Consider the following 20,291-nt stretch of genomic DNA (forward strand, 5'->3'; position numbering starts at 1 on the left):
CCATTTCCGCCGAATGCAGGGCCAGCGAAGCCGGATCGCGCTCGCGCCACAGGCCAAGGGCGGCCGCCGCGCCGGCTTCGTCGCCGGACAGCAGGGCGATGCTGGCGGCACGGCGCGCCAGGCCGGTGTCGCCGTCGGCCGCCGTGGCGGCCTGCAGGTACCACTTCGCCGCTTCATCCAGCTTGCCGGCCTGCAGCGCGAATTCGCCGGCGATGGCCGCCTCGAGCAGGTCGTCGCGGGCGGAGGTGCGGGCGTCCGGGGGCGCGCCGAGGGCTGGTGCCGCCGCCAACGCCAGGATGAAGGCCAGGATTCGAGGAAAAGGCATTGCGGGCATCCATGGCGGGCGGGCCGTAAAATGGCGGCCCTGTCGTATCCCAAGCTTAGCGCACGGCACATGACGCTCCTTGCAATCGGCATCAACCACCAGACCGCGCCAGTGGAACTGCGCGAACGGGTGGCGTTTGCCGACCACGCCCTGCCCGCGGCGCTGGAAGGCCTGCGCGAACTGCCGTCGGTGCGGGAGGTGGTGCTGCTGTCGACCTGCAACCGCACCGAGCTGTACGCGGTGACCGAGGACGACGGACGCGCGCTGGATGCGTGGATGGCCAGCCATCCGGCCGATGCCGGGCGCCACGACATGGCCGCCTATCTCTATCGCCACCAGGACGCGGACGCCGTCCGCCACCTGTTCCGCGTGGCCACCGGACTGGACTCGCTGGTGCTGGGCGAACCGCAGATCCTGGGCCAGGTGAAGCAGGCCTGGGCCGCGGCTCGCAGCGCCGGCACGCTCGGCGGCCAGCTCGACCGGCTGTTCCAGCAGGCCTTCGTCGCGGCCAAGCGCGCGCGCACCGACACCCGCATCGGGGCAAACCCGGTCTCGGTGGCATCGACCGCCGTGCACCTGGCACAGGCCACGTTCGCGCGCCTGGAGGATGCGGTGGTGCTGCTGGTCGGCGCGGGCGAAACCATCGAACTGGTCGCCCGCCACCTGAGCAGGGTGAAACGGCTGCTGGTCGCCAACCGCACCCTCGCCCATGCCCAGGACCTGGCCAGCCGCCACGGTGGCGTGGCGCTGCCGCTGGACGAGCTGCAGCGGCACCTGGCCGAAGCCGACATCGTGTTCTGCGCCACCGCCAGCCGCGACCCGGTGATCCGGCGCGCCCAGGTCGAAGCCGCGCTCTCGCAACGCCGGCACCGGCCGATGCTGCTGCTCGACCTGGCCGTGCCGCGCGACGTCGAACCGGCCGTGGCGGACCTGAAGGACGCATTCCTCTACACCATCGACGACCTCGAACGCGCGGTCGAGGACAACCGCCGCAGCCGGCGCGAAGCGGCCGAGGCCGCCGAGGCCATCGTCGACCTGCAGGTGGCCCGCTATGTCGAGACCCAGCAGGCCAGCGGGCGGGTCGCGCCGGTCAAGCGCCTGCGCGCGCATGGCGAAAGCGCCCGCGACGAGGTCCTGGCCAAGGCGCAACAGCAGCTTGCCGCCGGGCACGAGCCGGCCGAAGTGCTCGAGTTCCTCGCCAACACCCTCACCAACCGCCTGCTGCACGCACCGACCGTAGCCCTGCGCCAGGCCGCGCTGGAAGGCGACGCCGCGCTGGCCCGCGCGAGCGAGAAGCTGTTCCCGGCCCCGACGGACAAGGACGACTGATGCAGCCCAGCCTGCGCCGCAAGCTCGAGTTGCTGGCCGAACGACGCGAAGAGCTGGAGCGACTGCTTGCCGACCCGGGCACGGTGGCCGACGCCGAGCGTTTCCGCGATCTCTCGCGCGAGTTCTCGCAACTGGAACCGGTGGCGGTCGCCCTGGCCGAGGAAGCCCGTGCGCGCGACGATCTCGCCGCCGCACTGGCCATGCGCGACGACCCCGAACTGGGCGCCCTCGCCGACGAGGAAATCGAGGCCGCCAACCTGCGGATCGAGGCGCTCGAGGCCGAGCTGATGGCGCAGCTGGTGCCGAAGGATCCGCGCGACGAAGGCAACGTCTACCTCGAGGTGCGCGCCGGCACGGGCGGCGACGAGGCCGCGATCTTCGCCGGCGACCTGTTCCGGATGTACTCGCGCTACGCCGAGCGCCAGCGCTGGAAGGTCGAAGTCGAGTCGGCCAGCCCCGGCGAGCACGGCGGCTTCAAGGAAATCGTCGCCCGCATCGAGGGACGCGGCGCGTATTCGAAGCTGAAGTTCGAATCGGGCACCCACCGCGTGCAACGCGTGCCGGACACCGACTCGCAGGGCCGCATCCACACCTCGGCCGCGACCGTGGCGAACATCGCCGAGGACACCAGCGACGTCGCCATCGAGATCCACCCGGCCGACCTCAAGGTCGACACCTTCCGTTCCTCCGGCGCCGGCGGCCAGCACGTCAACAAGACCGAGTCGGCGATCCGCATCACCCACGTGCCCAGCGGCGTGGTGGTCGAATCGCAGACCGAACGCAGCCAGCACGCCAACCGCGACAAGGCGATGAAGCGGCTCAAGGCGATGCTGGTCGAGGCCGAGCTGGACAAGCGCGCCGCGGCGCAGGCGGCGGATCGCAAGCTGCAGGTTGGCAGCGGCGATCGCAGCCAGCGCATCCGCACCTACAACTACCCGCAGGGGCGGATCACCGACCACCGCGTGGAAGGCCTGACCCTGTACGACCTGCCCAACGTGCTCGAAGGCAACCTCGACGCGCTGGTCGAGCGCCTGTCGCGCGAACAGCAGGCCGACGAGCTTGCCCGCCTGGGCCGCGAATGACGCCGCCCAGGGCATAGACTGTGCGCATGGAAACGACCATCCGCCGCGCCTCCGCCGCCGACCTCGACGCCCTGGTTCCCCTGTTCGACGCCTATCGCGTGTTCTACGCGCAGCCCTCGGATCCGGTCCGTGCGCGCGACTTCCTCGCCGGGCGCATGGCCCGCGGCGAATCGGTGGTGATGCTGGCCGAACGTGGCGCATCCACCGTCGGCTTCGCGCAGCTGTATCCGATCTTCTCGTCGGTGCGCACGGCGCGCACCTGGCTGCTCAACGACCTGTTCGTGGCCGAAGGCGCGCGCCGCGCCGGCGTGGCCCGCGCGCTGCTCGATGCGGCGGCCGCGTTCGCACGCGACGACGGTGCCGCCGGCCTCGCCCTGGAAACGACCCGCGACAACGCCCCGGCGCGCGCGCTGTACCGCGCCGCCGGCTGGCACGAGGACGACACCCAGTGGTACTCCCTGGCGATCGCCCAGGGGTCGACGCCGTGAGCGCCGGCAGCGACTTCACCGCGCTGTCGCTGTGCGTGCTCACGGTGTCGGATTCGCGCACGCTGGCCGAGGATGCTTCCGGCGACTTCCTGGTTTCGGCATTGGGCGAAGCCGGCCACCGGCTGCATGCCCGCGCCCTGCTCCGCGACGACCGGTACCAGCTCCGCGCGCAGGTCTCGCAATGGATCGCCGAGGATGCCGTCGACGGCATCCTGGTCAACGGCGGCACCGGCTTCACCGGGCGCGACTCCACGCCCGAAGCACTGCTGCCGCTGCTGGACAAGGAGATGCCCGGCTTCGGCGAACTGTTCCGTGCGATCAGCTTCGAGGAGATCGGCACGTCCTCGCTGCAGTCGCGCGCATTCGCCGGGCTCGCCAACGGCACGTTCCTGTTCGCGCTGCCCGGCTCCACTTCGGCCTGCCGCACGGCGTGGGACAGGATCATCCGTGCCCAGCTCGACGCGCGCACCCGGCCGTGCAACCTGGCGACCTTGCGCCCGCGACTTCGCGAGCGCTGATCGTTCACCGCTCCCTGGCGAGGTTCGCGAACTCCGGGCCGGCCAGGCGCAGGTTCGCGCGCAGCCAGGCCCGCAGCCGCGCCCCCGGGGGCGCGGGTGCGACACCGCCCAGGTGCGCATGCAGCATCGCTTCCATCAGGTAGGCGTAGGCTTCGCGCGGCAGCGGATCCACCGGCGAATGGCCGCCACCCGGCTCGACGTACAGGGTGACCGGCTTGTCCAGGGTTTCGAGCTTTGCTGCGTAGTGCACGACTTCGCGGATGGCGACGGTGCGATCCGCGCCGCCCGCCATCAGCAGCAGCGGGCGCCGCATCAACGCGGCGTTGGCCATCGGCGACTGCGCGCGCAGCCTGGCCCGGGTGTCCGGATCATTGGGATCGATGCGCAAGGCCTGCAGCGAGGCCAGCAGCGAACGGTCCGGCAACGCGCCCTGGTCGCCGGCGTCGAGCAGCCATTGCATCGACCAGCCCAGGTCGGCCGGCGGCGCTCCGGCCACGCCGACCTTGAACAGCTCCGGCGCGAAGGTCACGCCCAGCAGCGTCGAGTAGCCACCGAACGAATGGCCGACGATGCCGACGCGATCGGGATCGCCGATGCCCTGCGCCAGCAGGTAGCGCACGCCTTCGACGATGTCGCGTTGCACCCGTCCGTTACCGTAGTCGCCGTTCGAGGCGAACATGTAGTCGCGCCCGTGCCCGGTGGAACCGCGGAAGTTGCTCTGGAACACCGCGTATCCGCGGTTGGCCAGCAATTGCGCCACGCCGTCGTAACCCGGGCGGAAGTGGTTGATCGGGCCGCCATGCACCTGCGCCACGAGCGGCACCTTCGCCGGATCGGCGCCCGGCGGCAGCAGCAGGAAGCCGCGCACCGTCATGCCGTCCGACGCGCGATAGGAGAACGCGATCTTGTGCGCCAGCGACGCTTCCGGCAGGGCACGGGCCGCCTTGGCGCCATCGTCGGCGATGGCGCGGAAGCTGCCGCTGCGCGGATCGTAGAGATGCCAGTGCGGATCGCGCAGGCTGCTGTCGCGCTCGGCCACCAGCCACCGGGCATCGGCGCCCCGGCCGATGTCGATGTCGACGTCGCGCCCCGCGAAATGCCGGACGATGGCTTCAACCCCGCCGCGTGCCGGCCCCAGGCCGTACGTGGCGGCGACGGTGCTGCGGTAGCTCGCGACCAGCGGTTCGCGCGTCACCGGATCCAGCACCACCTGGTCGAGGTCGGCCTCGCCGCGCGGATCCGCGTGCACGGTATGCAGCAAGCCATCCGCATCCATGCGCAGGACGCGGGTGAGGTTGCCGCCGGTATTGCCGCGCAGCAGCAGGCTGCCGTCGTCCATCGCGGCCAGCAGGTCGCCGCGCGCCATCGGCTCGAGACGGCGCAGCAGGCGCAGGCTGCCGTCGGGTTCGACACGATGGATGGCATTGCCGTTGCCGTCGCCTTCGAAGCGCGACAGCGCCACGAGGCGGCCGCCGGTGTCGAAGACCACGTCGTGTATCCAGTGCGCATCCTCGCGCAGCACGCTGCGCTGGCCACGGGCGTCCATGCGCACGATGCGCCAGCGCTCCCCGTCCGCGTCGCGCAACCGCTCGCGCAGGATCACCGCAGCCGGTTGCGAGGCGTCGACCTGCATGACACCGCGCCGTTCGATGCCGTTCAGCGGTACACGCATGCCGCCGCCACCTTCCAGGGGAAGGCTCGCGAGCGAACGCGACGACACCAGGAACAGCCAACGCCCGTCCTGCGACCAGTACATGCGGTCCGCATCGGTGCGCGGCAACAGGCGGCGTGCGGCGCCACCGGCCGTGGGCAGCAGCCACAGGCTGCGCGATTCCCCTTCATCGCGCAGCCAGGCGACGTGGCGTCCGTCCGGCGCCAGGCGCACGACCTGCAGCGCACGGCTGTCGAGGAAGGCCTCGCGCGGCAGCGTTTGCGCCGGAGGGCGCGCCTGTTCGATCGCAACGGCCGCGCGCAAGGCCGCGCCGGCATTCGCATCGATATTTGCGGCGTGCGCGGCGAAAGCGCCGGCAAGCATGCCGCAAAGGGCCAAGGCACGAGCGCTCATCGTTCGCGTACCGGGTACAGCAGCCACAGGCTTGCCAGGGCCGGCAGGCCGATCACGCCGCAGGCGAGCACCCAGGTCCAGCGCGCAAGCGGCGCATGTGCCTGGCGCGCGCTCACCCGGATCGCAGCGAGCAGCGACAGCAGGCACAGTACGGCGGCGAGGATGACGATGTGGCGCGGCGGCAGCGGAATCCGGGCGTCGTCCAGCGGGTTGGGTGTCGCGAACAGCTCGCGTGCACCCAGCGCGAACTCGCGCAGTACGGGCGACAGCCACCAGGTGCGCATGGTGTATGCCCGCGGCAGGTCGTAGGCCAGCGCGCGGCGGGCCACCTCTTCCACGCGGCCGTCGCCATCGACCCGCACCACCTGCTGGTAGGGCTCGGATTCACCCGACCAGGCGCCGTTGGTGAAGGTGAACGACACCAGGTAGCCGTCGAGCAGTTCGACGAACTCCGCGCTCGCCAGTTGCCCGACGGCCCCCGGCAACGGCACCCGAAGCACCGGCTGCAACAGGTCGAGCGTGTTGGTCGCCTCGCGCCCGGGATAGAAGTACAACGCGCGGTTGCTCATCACCGCCAGGTTCTCGCCGGCGGCCTCGGGCGCGCTGGCGAACACCTCGCCGGCCGGCAAGGCGACACGCGGGACCAGCCGCTGCTGCTCGACGTCGTACTGGTACGCCACCGACGGGGTGAACACGATGTTGCCGCCATAGGGCAACGCCGGTCCCGGGAATGAATCCTGCGCGATGCCGGCACCCAGTTCGCCGCGGGCGCGCCGGTCGAGCACGCCGTCGCCGACGAATCGCATGCGGTCATGGCTGCACACCCAGCGGATGCTCCGCTCCGGAGCGTCGAACTCCGGCGGCTGCATGGTCTTGGTGAGCTGGTTGCGACGCGGCAGATCGCGCATCGGATAGAGCACGTACACGTCCGACAGTGCGACTTGCTCGCGCCAGAGTGGCGCGTCCGGGTCCAGGCTGGAGGCGATGCCGGCGAGGATCCTGTCCCCGGGTTCGGACCGGTTGGCTTCGATATAGCCGCCGCGCGGCGGATCCGGCCTGTTCAGCGGGTGGGTGCCGGTGGCGGTCCACGCCAGTTCGTATCCGATCCCCAGCATCCACAACAGGAAGTACGCGCCGACCTGGACCGGCAGGGCCGTCGCGACCACCGCGCCAGGATGCCGCGGCGCCTGGTCGAGGTCCGGCTTGAACGCGATCGCGACCAGCACCGCCAGGTAGGCCAGCACCACCAGTTGCAACGCCAGTGCCATCGTGCCGTCGGCGCGCGCGAACAGGAACAGCATCGGCAGCACCACCACGGCCACCGAGTAGCGGCGCGGCGCGAGCATCGCATAGGCGCCCGCCAGGTAACCGCACAACGCCAGCAGCAACGAGGCCAGGGGCAGCAACCAGTGGCGCAGGTCGACGACGCGCGCGGTGAAGGCTTCCTGGTAGGCAGCGGTCAGCAACACCGGCAACGCCACTGCGAGCAGGAGCACGCAACCGCCGGCGGCGCACAGCGCGAACGCGATCGCGTGGCGCCGCAACGGCCGGTGCAGCAGGCTCAGCCAGTGTCCGGCCCGCCTGTAACTGCCCATCTGGTACAGGCCCAGCAGCGTGCCGGCGACCATGTAGACCATTCCGAAGACCTGGTAGACGACCGTCGGTTGCTGGGCGAGATCGACGATGCGGCTCAGGAAACCGAGCACGACCAGGTGCACGACGAAGGCGACGATGGCCCATGTGCGGAAGCGCAGGAACTCCGCGGAGAAAAGAAGAGTCATTGCAGCCTCTCCGTCGGCGCGGCATGGTTCTTGGCGAGGAATCCGTTCACGGCGCGATCCAGGCTCACCGGCATGGACTGCACCGAACGCGCGCCGGCCGCGCGCAGGAAGGCTTCGAAGCCCGCGTCCTGGTCCAGCACCAGGTAGTGGTGCAGGCCGTCGATGCGTTGCGCTTCCAGCAACCCCGGAACGGTGTTCCGGTCCGGCCCCTTGAACGGGATGTCGGCGATCCAGAGCGAGACGCGCGCGGTGAAGTCCTCCGGCGCCGACATGTGCATCAGCCGGCCGCGCTCCAGGATCACCAGGTTGTCGGCGACCCGCTCGATCTCCTCCATCTGGTGCGAGCAGTAGACGACCGTGCACTGTTCCGTCGCGTTGCTGTACATCAGCGACTCGAGGAAGGCGCGCTTGGCGACGACGTCCAGGCCCAGCGTGGGCTCGTCCAGCACCAGCAACTCCGGCGACTGGGCCAGGGCGAGCGCGAGATTGAAGCCCGCGCGCTCGCCGCGCGACAGCTGGGCGATCTTCTGCTGCGGCTCGACGTTGTAATGGCCGATCACGTCGTCGTAGGCCTGCTGGTTCCAGCGCGGATACTGGCGCTGCTGCATGGCCGCCACCTGGGACACGCGCATCCATCCCGGCAGCGTGTGTTCCTCGTTGACGAAGCCGATCCGGGCGCGATCGCCCGGTCCGAGCGTGCGGCTGTCGCGGCCCAGGATGCGGGCGCTGCCCGAGGTGGGCGGCAGGAAGCCCAGCAGCACGCGGAACAGGGTCGACTTGCCGGCACCGTTGGCGCCGACGATGGCGTGGATTCGCCCGCGCGGGATGCACAGGTCGAGGTGGTCCAGGGCGAGTTTGTTGCCGTAGCGCTTGCTCAGCGCCACGGTTTCGATCACGTGGTCGGTGGTCATGATGTGGTGTCGGTTGTCGGGTCAGGCGGACTTGCGCGGTGCAAGCGCGAGAAATTCGTGGTGCAGGCGCGCCTGCACCTCGTCAGGCGGGAAATCCAGCGCGATGACGTCGTGCAGGAAACGCTGGATCGCCTCGTCCAGGCGCCGTTCGCGTTCGGCATCGCTCAGGCGCTGGCGCGGCGGCGCGACGTACAGGCCCAGCCCCTGGCGCGACTCAAGCCAGCCTTCGGCGGCAAGTTCGGCGTAGGCCTTGGCCACGGTGTTGGGGTTGATGGTGAGTTGCTGGGCCAGGCCACGGACGCTGGGCAGCTGGTCGCCGGGGTCGAGTTCGCCAGTGGCGATCTTCATCCGCACCGCGTCCACGATCTGCTTGCCGATCGGGCGCGGATCGCCGGTGGCGATCTGGATCATCAGGGCACGGGTACGGGCCATCAGACTGTCCTATCTGTACTGTGTGCACTAGTACAGTGGAAACGATGGCAGGTGTCAAGCCTTTTCCGGCTGGCCCGGGCGGCCGGGCGTGGCCGCCCTTAAAGGGTGATGGCGGCCTCGAGTTCCGCAGCGGTGACCGGACCGAGGAAACGCTTGGCGACCTTGCCGTCCGGCGCGATCAGGTAGGTCATCGGCAGGCCGCGCGGCGTCTCGAAGTCGGCCGGCGGGTCGTACACGTCGACCAGCGCAATCGGGTACACGACCGGGTGATCCTCCAGGAAGGCCTGAAGGGCTTCCGGCGTACTCTCCTCGTACGCAAGCCCGATCACCTCGATGTGCTCGCGCATCGCGTCCAGTGCCGACAGCTCCGGCATCTCCTTGCGGCACGGCGCGCACCAGGTCGCCCAGAAGTTCACCACCACCCACTTGCCGCGATGCGCGGCCAGGGTCCAGTCGGCGCCATCGATGGTTTTCACCGCGAGCGTTGGATATTCGACTTGCGCGGGTGCCGCAGGCGGGGCAGCGGCCGGTGTGGGTTCCGCGGCGGGCGCCGCTTCCGGCGCGGGCGCCCCGGCTTCCGGCTTGCACGCGGCGAGCATCGGCAGCACCACCATCGAAAGCAGGGCCAGCGTCAGCAACAGGGAACGGCTCATCCGGGATTCCTCGGCAGGTCTTCGTAGACATTGGACACGCGGCGCTTGAGCAGGTCGCGCAAGGGCAGCCGCAACTCATCGAGCTCCGCGATGGCGGCGCAGCCCAGCGCATCGTCGTGGCAGGGCAGGTGCGCCTCGGCGATCGGGATGCGCAGCCGGCAGGCTTCGTAGAGGTCGGCCATGGTGATGTCGTCGAGGTCGCGCGACAGCAGCCATTCGCCGGTTTCGGCGCGCGCCACCAGGTCGATGGCGTCGAGCTGCCCGAGCAGTTCCTGGACCAGGGCATCGGTGAGCAGCGGTTCGAGTTGCAGGACCTCGTCGCTGTGCAGGCCCCTGCCCTCGCGCCTGGCTTCGGCAAAGCGCCCGAGCAGGCGCAGCAGGCCGTAGACCTCGAAGCCTTCGGGCAGGCGCATGGCCGCCGGCTGGTAACGGAACGCCGACATCGACGACGCGAACGAAGCGCCCAGCAGCACCGACACCCAGCCCAGGTAGATCCACAGCAGGAACACCGGAACGAACGCCAGCGGACCGTAGATCTTCTGGTAGGTGCCGAAGCTGCCGATGTAGAGGCTGATGCCCCACTTCACCAGCTCGAACAGCACCACCGCCAGCAGTGCGCCGATCGCTGCGTGCCGCCATTTGATCGTGCGATGCGGCACGACGCGGTAGATCGCCGCGAACGCCAGCAGCTCGATCAGCATCGGCGCCAGCCGCAGCATGGTGTCCTCGAGCAGCCGGCCGAGCCCGGTCTTGAACACGGCCAGGGCGAAGAACTGCGTCGACAGCGCAAGGCTCGCGGTGGCGACCAGCGCACCCAGGGTCAGCACCGTCCAGTACACCAGGAAGCGGCCGAACTTCGGCCGCGCCAGCGGCACCCGCCAGATGCGATTGAAGGTGGCCTCGACGCTGGTGAGGGTGATCAGCACCGACAGCACCAGCGCGACCACGCCGGCGGCGGTCAGCTGCCCGGTGTTGGCGCTGAAACCCTGCAGGTAGTCCTGGACCTTGCGTGCCGCGCTCGGCACGAAGTTGATGAAGATGTAGTCGGTGAGCCTGTCGGTCCACTGGTCGAACACCGGGAAGGCCGAGAGCACGCCGAACACCACCATCGACAGCGGAACCAGCGCGAACACCGTGGTGTAGGCCAGCGCGCCGGCCGACTCGAACAGCCGGTCGTCGAGGAAGCGGCGCCACAGGAAATTGAAGAACGACCGGGCCCGGGCACGGTCGCGCAGGCGGTCGCTCCAGCGGTTGATCGAGTCCAGCGGCTCCATCGGCGCAGGGTAGCAAAGGTACACTCGCGCCATGGCAGAGATCCTCGTCCTCTATTACAGCCGTGGCGGTTCGGTGGCCAGGCTCGCCCGCCAGGTCGCGCGCGGCGTCGGCGAAGTCGACGGCATGTCGGCGCGGCTGCGCACGGTGCCGCCGGTCGCGGTGGTCACGCAGGTGGCCGCGCCATCGGTACCCGAGGACGGCGCGCCCTACGTCGAGCGTGCCGACCTGGCCGAGTGCGCGGGCCTGCTGCTGGGCAGCCCGACCCGCTTCGGCAACATGGCCGCGCCGCTGAAGCACTTCATCGACGGGCTCGGCGCCGAATGGGCCAGCGGCACCCTGGTGGGCAAGCCCGCGGGCGTGTTCACCTCGACCAGCACCATGCATGGGGGCCAGGAGTCGACCCTGCTGTCGATGCTGCTGCCGTTGCTGCACCATGGCTGCGTGGTCGCCGGCATCCCATTCACCGAACCGGCGCTCAACACCACGCGCAGCGGCGGCACGCCCTATGGCGCAAGCCACGTCGCCGGCCTGCAGGACGATCCGCAGCCCAGCGACGACGAATCGGTGCTGGCGCGCGCGCTCGGCCGCCGCATCGCCACGCTCGCGGCGAAGCTGCAATGATCCCCGCCGCCGTTCCCACGTCGCGCTGGGTGTTGCGCCTGGCCCTGCTTGCGCTGGTACTGCTCTATTCGACCTGGTACGTCCTGGACTCGCAGTGGGTGGCACTGGGCGTATTCGCGCTGCCGCCGTTGCTGCTGGCCCTGGCCTTGCCCCGCGGCGGGCGCCGCGCCGCGTTCTGGGCCGGGCTGCTGGCCCTTGCCTGGTTCTCGCACGGCGTGATGGTCGCCTGGTCGCGCCCTTCGGAACGCTGGTTCGCACTGCTGGAAACGGCGCTTGCGCTGGTGATCGTGTTCGCGGCCAGTGCACCGGGACTACAGGCGCGGTTCGGCCGCGGTCGGGCGCATTGAACGCGCCGGTGAACGGGAACGCCGCACACGATCCGCGCATGGTCGGATTGTCCCCGGGCGCGATCGAACGCATGCATGCCGCCGCACGCGCGATCCGCGACGGCGATCCCGCGGGCGCACAACGCATGCTGCATTCAGTGCTGGGCGAAAGCCCCGATCATCCCGAAGCCATGCGCCTGCTGGCCGTGCTGCACCTGCGCAGTCGCCGCCCCGACCTGGCGCGCGAGCTGCTCCTGCGCGCCATCGCGCGCAGCCCGGGCGACGCGATGCTGCACAACGACCTGGCCAGCGCGCGCATGGCCTGCGGCGAGGAACAGGCCGCGTTCGACGATTGGCGCAGGGCATGCGAGCTCGCGCCAGGCGAGCCGATGCCGTGGTTCAACCTCGGCCGCAACCTGCAGGCGCACGGCATGGGCGCCGAAGCGCTGGCGCCACTGCAGCGGGCCTGCGAACTGGCGCCGGAACTGCTGCCGGCCACGATCCTGCTCGGCGACGCGTTGCTGCACCTGGGGCGCATCGACGAGGCCGCGGTGCGCTACCGCGCCGCGCTGAAGGTCGACCCGGCCTGCGGGGATGCCTGGCGCGGATTGGCCAACCTGCGTACGCGGCGGCTGGAAAGCGCGGATATCGAAACGATGCAGGCGCAGTTGCGCCGTCCGGAGCTGCGCGATCCCGACCGCGTCGCCATCGGTTACACGCTCGGGCGCGCGCTCGAGGACCAGGGCGATTTCGCGGCCGCCTTCTCCGCGCTGCGGGATGCCAATGCATTGCTGCGCCAGCGCGCGCCGTGGAGCGCCCGCGCCTTCCTCGATTACGTGGACGCGGCGCTGGACGCCAGCGCCTCCCTGCCCGAGCCGCTCGATCCCGGACTGGGTGCGGAAGCGATCTTCATCGTCGGCCTGCCGCGTTCGGGTTCGACCCTGTTCGAACAGGTCCTGGCCGCGCACCCGGACGTGGAAGGCGGCAGCGAGCTGCCCGACCTGGGCGTGATCCTGCAGCGGGAGTCGCAAAGGCGCGGCGTGCCCTACCCGCGGTGGATACGCAGCGCCAGCGCCGCCGACTGGCAGCGCCTGGGCCGCGAATACATGGACGCGACCGCCCGCTGGCGCCGGCATCGGCCGCGCTTCACCGACAAGATGCCGGAGAACTGGAAGCACGCCGGCATCCTGCGCGCGATGCTGCCGGGCGCGACCGTACTCGAGGTGCGCCGCGACCCGATGGAAACCGCGTGGTCGTGCTATCGCCAGCAGTTCATGCAGCTGCCGCACTTCGCCTGCGACTTCGACGACATCGCCGTCTACCTGCGGGGCTGCGAGCGGGCGATGGATGCCTGGCGCGCCCGCGACCCGGAACGGATCGCGCTGTTCCGCTACGAGGACTTCGTGGCTGCGCAGGAAGCCTCGACCCGCGCCCTGCTCGCCCGCTGCAGCCTGGCGTTCGACCCGGCCTGCCTGGCCTTCCACCGGGCCGGACGCGGGGTGCGCACCGCCAGCGCCGCCCAGGTGCGCGAACCGCTGCGATCCGATACCGCGCGCAGCGGCCGCTACGGCCCCCTGCTCGACCCGCTTCGGGATGCGCTGGCCAGGGCTTAACATGGCGCCCATGGACCACCTGCTCATCGTCACCACCGGCGGCACCATCGACAAGGTCTACTTCGACGACAAGTCGGACTACCAGGTCGGCGAGCCGCAGATCGGCCGCATCCTCGAGGAACTCGGGGTCGCGTTCCGCTTCCACGTCATCCCGATCCTGCGCAAGGATTCGCTGCATATCGACGCCGCCGATCGCGAGCTGGTGCGCGCCACGATCGCCGCCCAGGACACCCGCCACGTGCTCGTGACCCACGGCACCGACAGCATGGTCGAGACCGCGAAGGTGCTGGCCAGCATCCCGGACAAGGTCATCGTGCTGACCGGCGCGCTCAATCCGGCCGGTTTCCGCGGCTCCGATGCCGAGTTCAACATCGGCACCGCCGTCGGCGCGGTCCAGTCGCTGCCCCCCGGCGTATACATCGCGATGAACGGCCGCGTCTGGGATCCGGCGAAGGTGCGCAAGAACGTGGCGGCCAACCGCTTCGAAGCGCTCTGAAGCACTGCCCCGCAAACAAAAACCCCGGCGCGAGGCCGGGGTCCGGGAAAGGTTCGTCCCGCGGGTTCCTCAGAACGTGATGCTCCACGTATCGAGGTAGCCGGTGTCGCCGCTGTACATGTCCTGCACCTTCAGCTTCCAGCTGCCGTTGAGGGCTTCGCTGGACAGGTTGACGCTGTAGGTCGCGTTGACGTTGTTGGCGCTGTCGCTGCCGCTCTTGTTCTTGAGGCGGTAGCTGCTTCCATCCGGGGCGACCAGGTCGATCTGGACGTCGCCGCGGTAGGTGTGGATCACCTCGACGTGGACCTCGGCATCGTTCGGCGCATTGCCGCTACGGCCGGACACGGAGATCGGGCTGTTGATCGCAGCGCCCTTGTCCGGCAGGTTGTAGTTGGTGCCGTTGGTGTAGGTCTGCTCGCCGCCACCGCCACCGCCGGTGGAGTAGTCGCCGACCAGGCTGACGCCGGAGAAGCTCGAGTACGCCTTCAGGCGGACGTAGTACGTACCGGCTGCCGGGCTGGCGTAGGTGCAGCTCTCGGAGTTGCCGCTCTTGTACGGACGGCAGTCGTAGGAGCTGTCGGTAGGCGTGCTGCCGAACTTGACGTACATGTCGGCATCGCCGGTGCCGCCCGACGAGGTGAACACGAGGTCGGAAGCGCCGCTGGGAACGACCATGGTGTAGACCACGTCGTTGCCGGTGGACGCGGACAGGCCGGTCGCCGGGACACCCTTGGTGAGCACGCTGCCGCCACCGCCGCCACCGCCGGTCTCGTAGTCGGCCAGGACCGACAGGCCCGAGAACGCCGAGTAGGCCTTGACGCGCACGTAGTAGGTGCCCGCCGTGGGCGACGCGAAGGTGCAGCTCTCGGAGTTGCCGCTCTTGTAGGGACGGCAGTCGTAGGAGCTGTCGGTCGGCGCGCTGCCGCGCTTGACGTACAGGTCGGCGTCGCCGCTGCCGCCCGAGATCGACACGACCAGGTCGCTGGCCCCCGACGGCACGGCGATGGTGTAGTTCACCGAGTTGCCGGTCGCCGCATGCTGGCTCGTCATCGGCACGCCCTTGGTGAGCGGACCACCGGTGCTGTCGCCACCACCGCCACCGCCACCGTCGCAGCTGACGTCGACCGCGGCGAACGCGGCGGTGACGTTGGCCACGCTGTAGCCGAGGTCGGAAGCGGCTTCCTCGACGCCGCAGGCCGCGTCGTTGTAATCGGAGTTGGAGCTCCAGTAGACGCTGTTGGCGCGGGCGAAGGTCTTGAACGCCTTGGGCACGTCCCACCCGCTGGTGGTCGCCAGCAGGTAGAAGGCCTTGTTGTAGACGCCGGAGGAATAGTGGACGTTGAGGCCGCTGTAGTAGTCGTCGGCGCTATCGATCGACGCGCCGTCCAGCGGCGGGTTGTTCATGTAGCGCAGCGCGCCGCTGCCCTTGAAGATCTGGGCGCCGACCAGGAAGTCGTTGCTGCCGTGCATGTAGTACTCGGCGGCCTCGCCGGCCATGTCGGAGAACGCTTCATTGATGCCGCCGGACTGGTTCTGGTAGACCAGGCCCGAGTTCTGCTCGGTGAAACCGTGCGAGACCTCGTGCGCGGACACGTCGAGGCTGACCAGGGGATAGAACGTGCTGGCGCCGTCGCCGAAGGTCATGGCGGTGCCGTCCCAGAACGCGTTCTCGTAGTTGTTGCTGTAGTGCACGCGCATCCGCAGCTGGAAGCTCAGCGGCGGCGTACCGACGTAGGCCTGGTACATGTCGAACACGACGCCGCCGAAGTAGTGGGCGTCGTTGAGCGGCGAATACGCGCCGTTGATCGACTTCACGGTATTGCGCGGGCAGGTGTAGCTGTACGCGGTGGAGCCGCTGGTGCCGTGGTTGAGGTTCACCGTGCGCACGTTGGTGTTGTTCATCGTGCAGGTGCTGCCGGACTGGCTGACGTCCATGTAACCGAAGTCCGTGCCGTACTCGTACTGGCCGGTCTTCTGGTTGCCGCCGGGGCCGGTGCCGATATCGGCGTTGGCCAGGCCGTCCCACTGGTCGATCACCGCACCGGTGCGCGCGTCGACGATGACGAACGGACGGGTCGGGCTGCCGCCGCCGGGGGCGTCGGCGAACATTTCGACCACGTAGGCCAGGTGCGCCTTGCGGTCGCCGTCGACGAAGATCACCTTCTCGGCCTTCTCGCGCGACACTTCCATGGCCGCGGCGCGGTTGCCGAGCGCGGCGTGGCGGGCGAGCGCCATCGCCTGGGCCTGCGGGATGCGCGCAACGAGCGACGGCAGGTCCGCGTCCAGGCCGGTGATGCGATGGCCGAACAGGTTGCGCAGGCTGCCATCGGCACGCTCGCTGACGATCACCTGTTCGCCGAACACCGGAATGCCGTGGTAGGTCTGCTGGTAGCGGAAGTGGCGGGTGCCGTCCGCGTCGGACTTGCTGTTGAGCAGGCGCAGGCCGGAGCGTGCGTCCATTCCGAGCAACTCGGCGTGGCGGTCGTTGGCGCGGGCCGGGGTGCCGATGCGGGCGCTGGCGGCCTTGTACTGCTTGTACATGGCCGCGGCGTCCTGCTGGTGCAGGTTCACGCGGTCGGCGGCATGCGCGGACATCGCCGCGATGGCGAATGCCAGGGGCGAGAGTACGGCGAGGGATCGAACACGACTGCTGGATTGCATTGACGGTGTCCTCGATAGGCAGGGATTCCGGCGGTCCAGCCGGAAGCGACGCGCGGGGGCGCGGCACCCATCGACGCTATTCCACGGTTCAGGATCCGTTCAAGCTGCAGTTGCAGCAGTATCCGTTTACATGAATGTGACGTAGTTCACACTTTTTGTGTGTAATCGATTGCAGATTTTCTGGAACCGATTACGCCCGGGAACTCGGCACGGGACGTCAGAGCATTCCGGTTTCGAGGCGCGCGGCCTCCGACATCATGTTGCGGTTCCACGGCGGATCGAACACCAGCTCGACGTCGGTATCGGCGACGGTGGGGATCATCTCGAGCTTGCTGGTCACGTCATCGACCAGGATTTCGCCCATGCCGCAACCAGGCGCGGTCAGGGTCATCCGCACCGTGACCTTGCGCTGCCCGTCGTCGCGGTGCGACACGGTGGCCTCGTAGACCAATCCCAGGTCGACGATGTTGATCGGGATTTCCGGGTCGAAGCAGGTGCGCAGCTGTTTCCAGACCAGCTGCTCGACCGCGTCGTCGGTAGCGTCGTCGGGCAGCTCCAGCGGCTCGGCCGGTTCCTTGCCGATCGCGTCGCCGTCCTGCCCCGCGATGCGGAACAGGTTGCCTTCCACGAACACCGTGTAGCTGCCGCCCAGCGCCTGGGTGATGTAACCGACGGTGCCTGCCGGCAGGGTCACGGCATCGCCCTGGGGCACGAGCACGGCGGCACAGTCGCGCTCGAAGCGCACGGGTTCACTGCTGCGGGAATACATGTCGGTGGCTATTCTACGCCCCATGAACGAATCCGCAGTGCGCCGCGCGCGCTGGCTCGCGCCGGCCCTGCTCGCCCTGGGCAGCCTCGGCTGCTCGGCGGCCTGGATCCTGCTCGCCCTGTCCACGGGCCGGCTGTGCGCCTGGATGGCCGTGGTGGCCGCCGTCGACGCGGCCGTGCTGCTGCGGCTGGCCCGCGCGCCGGCCGGTGCCTGGCGCCTGGTCGCGGCGGTGCTGGCGACCGTCTTGGCCGTGGTGATCGCCTACTGGGGGATCATCGCCACCGAACTGGCGCGCACGGTCGGGGTGCTGCCTTGGGAGTCGGCGCTCAAGCTCGGCCTGCACCATGCCTGGACGCTGGCGGAACTGGCGACCGGGCCGGTCGACCTGGCCTGGCTGGGGGCCGGGCTGGTACTGGCGGCCCTGCTCAGTGCCCGCCGTCGAGTGCCTTCAGCTCGCTGACCAGCGCCCCGGCCATCTCCGCGCCGTCGCCGTAGAGCATGCGGGTGTTGTCGGCGTAGAACAGCGCGTTCTCGATGCCGGCGAAACCCGTGCCGCGGCCGCGTTTGATGACCACCGTGTTCTTCGATTGCGACACGTCCAGGATCGGCATGCCGTAGATCGGCGACGAGGGATCGGTCCTGGCCACCGGGTTGACCACGTCGTTGGCGCCGATCACCAGGGACACGTCGGTGTTCGGGAACTCCGGGTTGATGTCGTCCATGTCGGCGATCAGGTCGTAGGGCACGCCGGCTTCGGCCAGCAGCACGTTCATGTGCCCGGGCATGCGCCCGGCGACCGGATGGATCGCGAACTTCACCTTGACCCCGCGATCGATCAACCGCTGCGCCAGCTCCCAGATCTTGTGCTGGGCCTGGGCCACGGCCATGCCGTAGCCGGGCACGATCACCACGCGCTCGGCGTAGGCCATCATCGCCGCCACGTCGCCGGCCTCGATCGGCTTCTGGCTGCCGCCGATCTCCTGGCCGCCGCCGGCGCTGGCGCCGAAGTCGGAGAACAGCACGTTGCGGATCGAGCGGTTCATGGCCTTGGCCATCAGGCGCGTCAGCAGCATACCGGCCGCGCCGACCATCATGCCGGCCACGATCAGCGCCTGGTTGCCGAGCACGTAGCCTTCGAAGGCGACGGCCAGGCCGGTCAGCGCGTTGTACAGCGAGATCACCACCGGCATGTCGGCGCCGCCGATCGGCAACGTCATCAGCACGCCCAGCGCCAGCGCGACCAGGAAGAACGCGATGACCAGCGGCACGCCCAGCGAATGCACCACCATCGCGCCAAGGACGACGGCGGCCAGCGCGACCAGCGCGTTGAACCACTGCTGGCCGGGGAAGGTGTAGCGCTTGTCCATGCGTCCATCGAGCTTGGCCCAGGCGATGATCGAGCCGGTCAGCGACACCGCGCCGATCAGTGCGCCGGTCACGCCCAGCACAAGGGTCAGCACCGGCGGTTGCGCCCCGGCGAGCGAGAAGCGCAGCAGTTCCACGCCGCCGATCGCTGCGGCGCTGCCGCCACCCATGCCGTTGAACAGGGCGACCATCTGCGGCATGTCGGTGATGGCCACCCGCTTGCCCCAGACCCAGGCAACGGCGGTGCCCAGCACGGTGGCCAGGACGATCAGCCCGATGTTGTGCAGGCCCGGCAGCAGCAGCGTGGCGAAGGTCGCCAGCAGCATGCCCGCCCCGGCCCACTGGATGCCGGAGCGCGCGGTCTTCGGCGAAGCCATGCGCTGCAGGCCGAGCAGGAACAGGGTGGCAGCGACGAAGTAGCTGGCGTTGGCCAGCCAGTGCAGCTGGGCCGCGCCGATCATTTGGCCCCCGGCTTGCTGGCCTTGAACATGTCGAGCATGCGCTCGGTGACCACGTAGCCGCCCGCCGCGTTGCCCGCGCCGAGGAGCACGGCGACGAAGCCGATCGCCTTCTCCAGGGGGGTGTCGGCGTGGCCGAGCACGACCATGGCGCCGATCAGGACGATGCCGTGGATGAAGTTGGAGCCGGACATCAGCGGGGTGTGCAGGATCACCGGCACCCGCGAAATGATCACGTGCCCGGCAATTGCCGCCAGCATGAACACGTACAGGGCCATGAACCCCTGTGCCACGGTCGCATCGCCCATCGATTCCCCTCCGGCCCGGTGCCCTCCGCATCATAACCCTGTCGACAGCGCGGCCTGTCAACCGCGCGGCGCCCCGGGCGTTTGCCTACCGTATGCTGCAACGCGTGAGCGCCCCGGACGAAGACCAGGCCCCGCCGGCCGCCGATGCGGCGGCCCGGGACGTAACGACGCCGGCGACCCTGGAGCAGTTCCTGGCCGGCGTCGCCCCGCGCGCGTTCCGCTTTGCCGAATTCGGCCTGCGCCAGCGCGAGGATGCGCTGGATGCGGTGCAGGACGCGATGGAGAAGATGCTCGGCTACCGCGATCGCCCCGGCGGCGAGTGGCCGCCGCTGTTCTGGCGGATCCTGCGTACCCGGGTGATCGACATGCAGCGGCGGCGCAATTTCCGCCTGCGCTGGATGGCGCCACCGCCGGCGCACGAGGAGGCCGGTTTCGACTGGGCCGACGATGCGCCGGACCCGCAGCGCCACCACGACGCGCGCGAGGCGCATGCGCGGCTGGGCGAGGCGCTGGCGGCATTGCCGGCACGCCAGCGCGAGGCGTTCACGCTGCGCGTGCTGGAGGAACTTGACGTGGCCGATACCGCGCACGCGATGGGCTGCAGCGAAGGCTCGGTAAAGACCCACCTGTCGCGGGCGCGCGAAGCGCTGCGGCGGCAACTGGAGGATTGGCAATGAACGATCTCGAATTCGACCGCAAGGCCCGCGCCCTGCATGGGCAGTCGCTGCAGGCGCTGTCGCCGCGCGTGCGCGCACAACTTCACAACCGCCTGCAGGCGGCCGTGGCGGCGCCGCGCCCGCGGCATGCGCACCGCT

At 69.6% G+C, this 20,291-nt stretch carries 20 protein-coding genes and 1 pseudogene; 10 read left to right on the forward strand and 11 right to left on the reverse strand.

Annotation, left to right across the window (positions count from 1 at the left end; all coding sequences use genetic code 11):
- A pseudogene (locus QAA18_RS08100) lies at positions 1-325 on the reverse strand (hypothetical protein); the annotation flags it as partial.
- Between the two features lie 69 nt (positions 326-394).
- Here QAA18_RS08100 and hemA point away from each other — a divergent pair.
- Genes hemA through moaB form a run of 4 tightly spaced genes read left to right on the forward strand, consistent with a single transcriptional unit; the run spans position 395 to position 3,742 of the window.
- Positions 395-1,654, forward strand: a complete 1,260-nt coding sequence (gene hemA, locus QAA18_RS08105) for a glutamyl-tRNA reductase (RefSeq protein WP_279412429.1) — start codon at positions 395-397, stop codon at positions 1,652-1,654.
- Positions 1,654-2,736 (forward strand): peptide chain release factor 1, encoded by a 1,083-nt coding sequence (prfA, locus tag QAA18_RS08110; protein ID WP_279412430.1) that lies wholly within the window; start codon positions 1,654-1,656, stop codon positions 2,734-2,736. Before hemA ends, prfA begins: the two co-directional genes overlap by 1 nt.
- Before the next feature lie 26 nt (positions 2,737-2,762).
- Positions 2,763-3,224 (forward strand): GNAT family N-acetyltransferase, encoded by a 462-nt coding sequence (locus QAA18_RS08115; protein ID WP_279412431.1) that lies wholly within the window; start codon positions 2,763-2,765, stop codon positions 3,222-3,224.
- Positions 3,221-3,742, forward strand: coding sequence for a molybdenum cofactor biosynthesis protein B (moaB, locus tag QAA18_RS08120; RefSeq protein WP_279412432.1), 522 nt, complete (start codon positions 3,221-3,223; stop codon positions 3,740-3,742). The genes QAA18_RS08115 and moaB overlap by 4 nt, the downstream gene beginning before the upstream one ends.
- Positions 3,743-3,746: 4 nt before the next feature.
- Here the strand turns inward: moaB and QAA18_RS08125 are convergent, their stop codons facing one another.
- From QAA18_RS08125 to QAA18_RS08150, 6 genes are all read right to left on the reverse strand, one after another.
- The gene (locus QAA18_RS08125; protein ID WP_279412433.1) at positions 3,747-5,807 is read right to left on the reverse strand and encodes a prolyl oligopeptidase family serine peptidase; all 2,061 of its coding nucleotides are present in this window, start codon (positions 5,805-5,807) and stop codon (positions 3,747-3,749) included.
- Positions 5,804-7,588: a hypothetical protein gene (locus QAA18_RS08130; protein WP_279412434.1), complete on the reverse strand. Its 1,785-nt coding sequence runs from the start codon at positions 7,586-7,588 to the stop codon at positions 5,804-5,806. The genes QAA18_RS08125 and QAA18_RS08130 overlap by 4 nt, the downstream gene beginning before the upstream one ends.
- On the reverse strand, positions 7,585-8,499 hold the full coding sequence (locus tag QAA18_RS08135; protein ID WP_279412435.1) for an ABC transporter ATP-binding protein: 915 nt from the start codon (positions 8,497-8,499) through the stop codon (positions 7,585-7,587). The genes QAA18_RS08130 and QAA18_RS08135 overlap by 4 nt, the downstream gene beginning before the upstream one ends.
- A gap of 21 nt (positions 8,500-8,520) precedes the next feature.
- Complete coding sequence (locus QAA18_RS08140) at positions 8,521-8,931, reverse strand: GntR family transcriptional regulator (RefSeq protein ID WP_279412436.1); 411 nt, start codon at positions 8,929-8,931, stop codon at positions 8,521-8,523.
- 98 nt (positions 8,932-9,029) lie between these two features.
- Entirely contained in the window at positions 9,030-9,584 is a 555-nt protein-coding gene (locus QAA18_RS08145) for a TlpA disulfide reductase family protein (RefSeq protein WP_279412437.1), read from the reverse strand.
- A complete protein-coding gene (locus QAA18_RS08150; protein WP_279412447.1) occupies positions 9,581-10,858 on the reverse strand; it encodes a YihY family inner membrane protein in 1,278 nt (425 codons plus the stop codon). The genes QAA18_RS08145 and QAA18_RS08150 overlap by 4 nt, the downstream gene beginning before the upstream one ends.
- A gap of 31 nt (positions 10,859-10,889) precedes the next feature.
- Between QAA18_RS08150 and wrbA the strand changes: the two genes are divergently transcribed.
- Genes wrbA through QAA18_RS08170 form a run of 4 tightly spaced genes read left to right on the forward strand, consistent with a single transcriptional unit; the run spans position 10,890 to position 13,915 of the window.
- The gene (gene wrbA / locus QAA18_RS08155; protein WP_279412438.1) at positions 10,890-11,480 is read left to right on the forward strand and encodes an NAD(P)H:quinone oxidoreductase; all 591 of its coding nucleotides are present in this window, start codon (positions 10,890-10,892) and stop codon (positions 11,478-11,480) included.
- Entirely contained in the window at positions 11,477-11,827 is a 351-nt protein-coding gene (locus QAA18_RS08160; RefSeq protein WP_279412439.1) for a DUF2069 domain-containing protein, read from the forward strand. The genes wrbA and QAA18_RS08160 overlap by 4 nt, the downstream gene beginning before the upstream one ends.
- Positions 11,828-11,865: 38 nt before the next feature.
- Positions 11,866-13,419 carry a tetratricopeptide repeat-containing sulfotransferase family protein gene (locus QAA18_RS08165; protein WP_279412440.1) on the forward strand — a complete coding sequence of 518 codons (1,554 nt, stop codon included), beginning with the start codon at positions 11,866-11,868 and terminating at the stop codon, positions 13,417-13,419.
- Positions 13,420-13,429: 10 nt separating this feature from the next.
- On the forward strand, positions 13,430-13,915 hold the full coding sequence (locus tag QAA18_RS08170) for an asparaginase domain-containing protein (protein ID WP_279412441.1): 486 nt from the start codon (positions 13,430-13,432) through the stop codon (positions 13,913-13,915).
- Between the two features lie 69 nt (positions 13,916-13,984).
- Here QAA18_RS08170 and QAA18_RS08175 read toward each other — a convergent pair whose 3' ends face one another.
- Both QAA18_RS08175 and sufT read right to left on the reverse strand, forming a co-directional pair.
- A complete protein-coding gene (locus tag QAA18_RS08175; protein WP_279412442.1) occupies positions 13,985-16,510 on the reverse strand; it encodes a pre-peptidase C-terminal domain-containing protein in 2,526 nt (841 codons plus the stop codon).
- Positions 16,511-16,793: 283 nt separating this feature from the next.
- Positions 16,794-17,345: a putative Fe-S cluster assembly protein SufT gene (gene sufT, locus QAA18_RS08180; RefSeq protein ID WP_279412443.1), complete on the reverse strand. Its 552-nt coding sequence runs from the start codon at positions 17,343-17,345 to the stop codon at positions 16,794-16,796.
- Positions 17,346-17,367: 22 nt separating this feature from the next.
- Between sufT and QAA18_RS08185 the strand changes: the two genes are divergently transcribed.
- On the forward strand, positions 17,368-17,805 hold the full coding sequence (locus QAA18_RS08185) for a hypothetical protein (RefSeq protein ID WP_279412444.1): 438 nt from the start codon (positions 17,368-17,370) through the stop codon (positions 17,803-17,805).
- Here the strand turns inward: QAA18_RS08185 and QAA18_RS08190 are convergent.
- Entirely contained in the window at positions 17,771-19,171 is a 1,401-nt protein-coding gene (locus QAA18_RS08190) for an NAD(P)(+) transhydrogenase (Re/Si-specific) subunit beta (RefSeq protein WP_279412445.1), read from the reverse strand. The two genes, QAA18_RS08185 and QAA18_RS08190, sit on opposite strands and share 35 nt — an antisense overlap.
- On the reverse strand, positions 19,168-19,461 hold the full coding sequence (locus tag QAA18_RS08195; protein ID WP_279412448.1) for an NAD(P) transhydrogenase subunit alpha: 294 nt from the start codon (positions 19,459-19,461) through the stop codon (positions 19,168-19,170). Before QAA18_RS08195 ends, QAA18_RS08190 begins: the two co-directional genes overlap by 4 nt.
- A gap of 107 nt (positions 19,462-19,568) precedes the next feature.
- On the opposite strand from QAA18_RS08195, the gene QAA18_RS08200 reads away from it, so the two are divergent.
- Entirely contained in the window at positions 19,569-20,153 is a 585-nt protein-coding gene (locus tag QAA18_RS08200) for an RNA polymerase sigma factor (RefSeq protein WP_279412446.1), read from the forward strand.
- Positions 20,154-20,291 lie beyond the last annotated feature (138 nt).

Origin of the sequence: Luteimonas sp. 8-5, from assembly GCF_029763755.1 — a bacterium.
In the GTDB taxonomy this organism is placed as follows: Bacteria; Pseudomonadota; Gammaproteobacteria; order Xanthomonadales; family Xanthomonadaceae; genus Cognatiluteimonas.

Excerpts from the sequence above, each read along its gene's own strand:
- QAA18_RS08145 (WP_279412437.1), bottom strand. The coding sequence starts at position 9,584 with ATGAGCCGTTCCCTGTTGCTGACGCTGGCCCTGCTTTCGATGGTGGTG.
- QAA18_RS08190 (WP_279412445.1), bottom strand. The coding sequence starts at position 19,171 with ATGATCGGCGCGGCCCAGCTGCACTGGCTGGCCAACGCCAGCTACTTC.
- QAA18_RS08185 (WP_279412444.1), top strand. The coding sequence starts at position 17,368 with ATGAACGAATCCGCAGTGCGCCGCGCGCGCTGGCTCGCGCCGGCCCTG.
- QAA18_RS08135 (WP_279412435.1), bottom strand. The coding sequence starts at position 8,499 with ATGACCACCGACCACGTGATCGAAACCGTGGCGCTGAGCAAGCGCTAC.
- hemA (WP_279412429.1), top strand. The coding sequence starts at position 395 with ATGACGCTCCTTGCAATCGGCATCAACCACCAGACCGCGCCAGTGGAA.
- QAA18_RS08165 (WP_279412440.1), top strand. The coding sequence starts at position 11,866 with ATGGTCGGATTGTCCCCGGGCGCGATCGAACGCATGCATGCCGCCGCA.
- sufT (WP_279412443.1), bottom strand. The coding sequence starts at position 17,345 with ATGTATTCCCGCAGCAGTGAACCCGTGCGCTTCGAGCGCGACTGTGCC.
- QAA18_RS08125 (WP_279412433.1), bottom strand. The coding sequence starts at position 5,807 with ATGAGCGCTCGTGCCTTGGCCCTTTGCGGCATGCTTGCCGGCGCTTTC.
- QAA18_RS08140 (WP_279412436.1), bottom strand. The coding sequence starts at position 8,931 with ATGGCCCGTACCCGTGCCCTGATGATCCAGATCGCCACCGGCGATCCG.
- QAA18_RS08175 (WP_279412442.1), bottom strand. The coding sequence starts at position 16,510 with ATGTCCGCGCATGCCGCCGACCGCGTGAACCTGCACCAGCAGGACGCC.
- QAA18_RS08130 (WP_279412434.1), bottom strand. The coding sequence starts at position 7,588 with ATGACTCTTCTTTTCTCCGCGGAGTTCCTGCGCTTCCGCACATGGGCC.
- QAA18_RS08200 (WP_279412446.1), top strand. The coding sequence starts at position 19,569 with ATGCTGCAACGCGTGAGCGCCCCGGACGAAGACCAGGCCCCGCCGGCC.
- wrbA (WP_279412438.1), top strand. The coding sequence starts at position 10,890 with ATGGCAGAGATCCTCGTCCTCTATTACAGCCGTGGCGGTTCGGTGGCC.
- QAA18_RS08170 (WP_279412441.1), top strand. The coding sequence starts at position 13,430 with ATGGACCACCTGCTCATCGTCACCACCGGCGGCACCATCGACAAGGTC.
- QAA18_RS08160 (WP_279412439.1), top strand. The coding sequence starts at position 11,477 with ATGATCCCCGCCGCCGTTCCCACGTCGCGCTGGGTGTTGCGCCTGGCC.
- QAA18_RS08115 (WP_279412431.1), top strand. The coding sequence starts at position 2,763 with ATGGAAACGACCATCCGCCGCGCCTCCGCCGCCGACCTCGACGCCCTG.
- prfA (WP_279412430.1), top strand. The coding sequence starts at position 1,654 with ATGCAGCCCAGCCTGCGCCGCAAGCTCGAGTTGCTGGCCGAACGACGC.
- QAA18_RS08150 (WP_279412447.1), bottom strand. The coding sequence starts at position 10,858 with ATGGAGCCGCTGGACTCGATCAACCGCTGGAGCGACCGCCTGCGCGAC.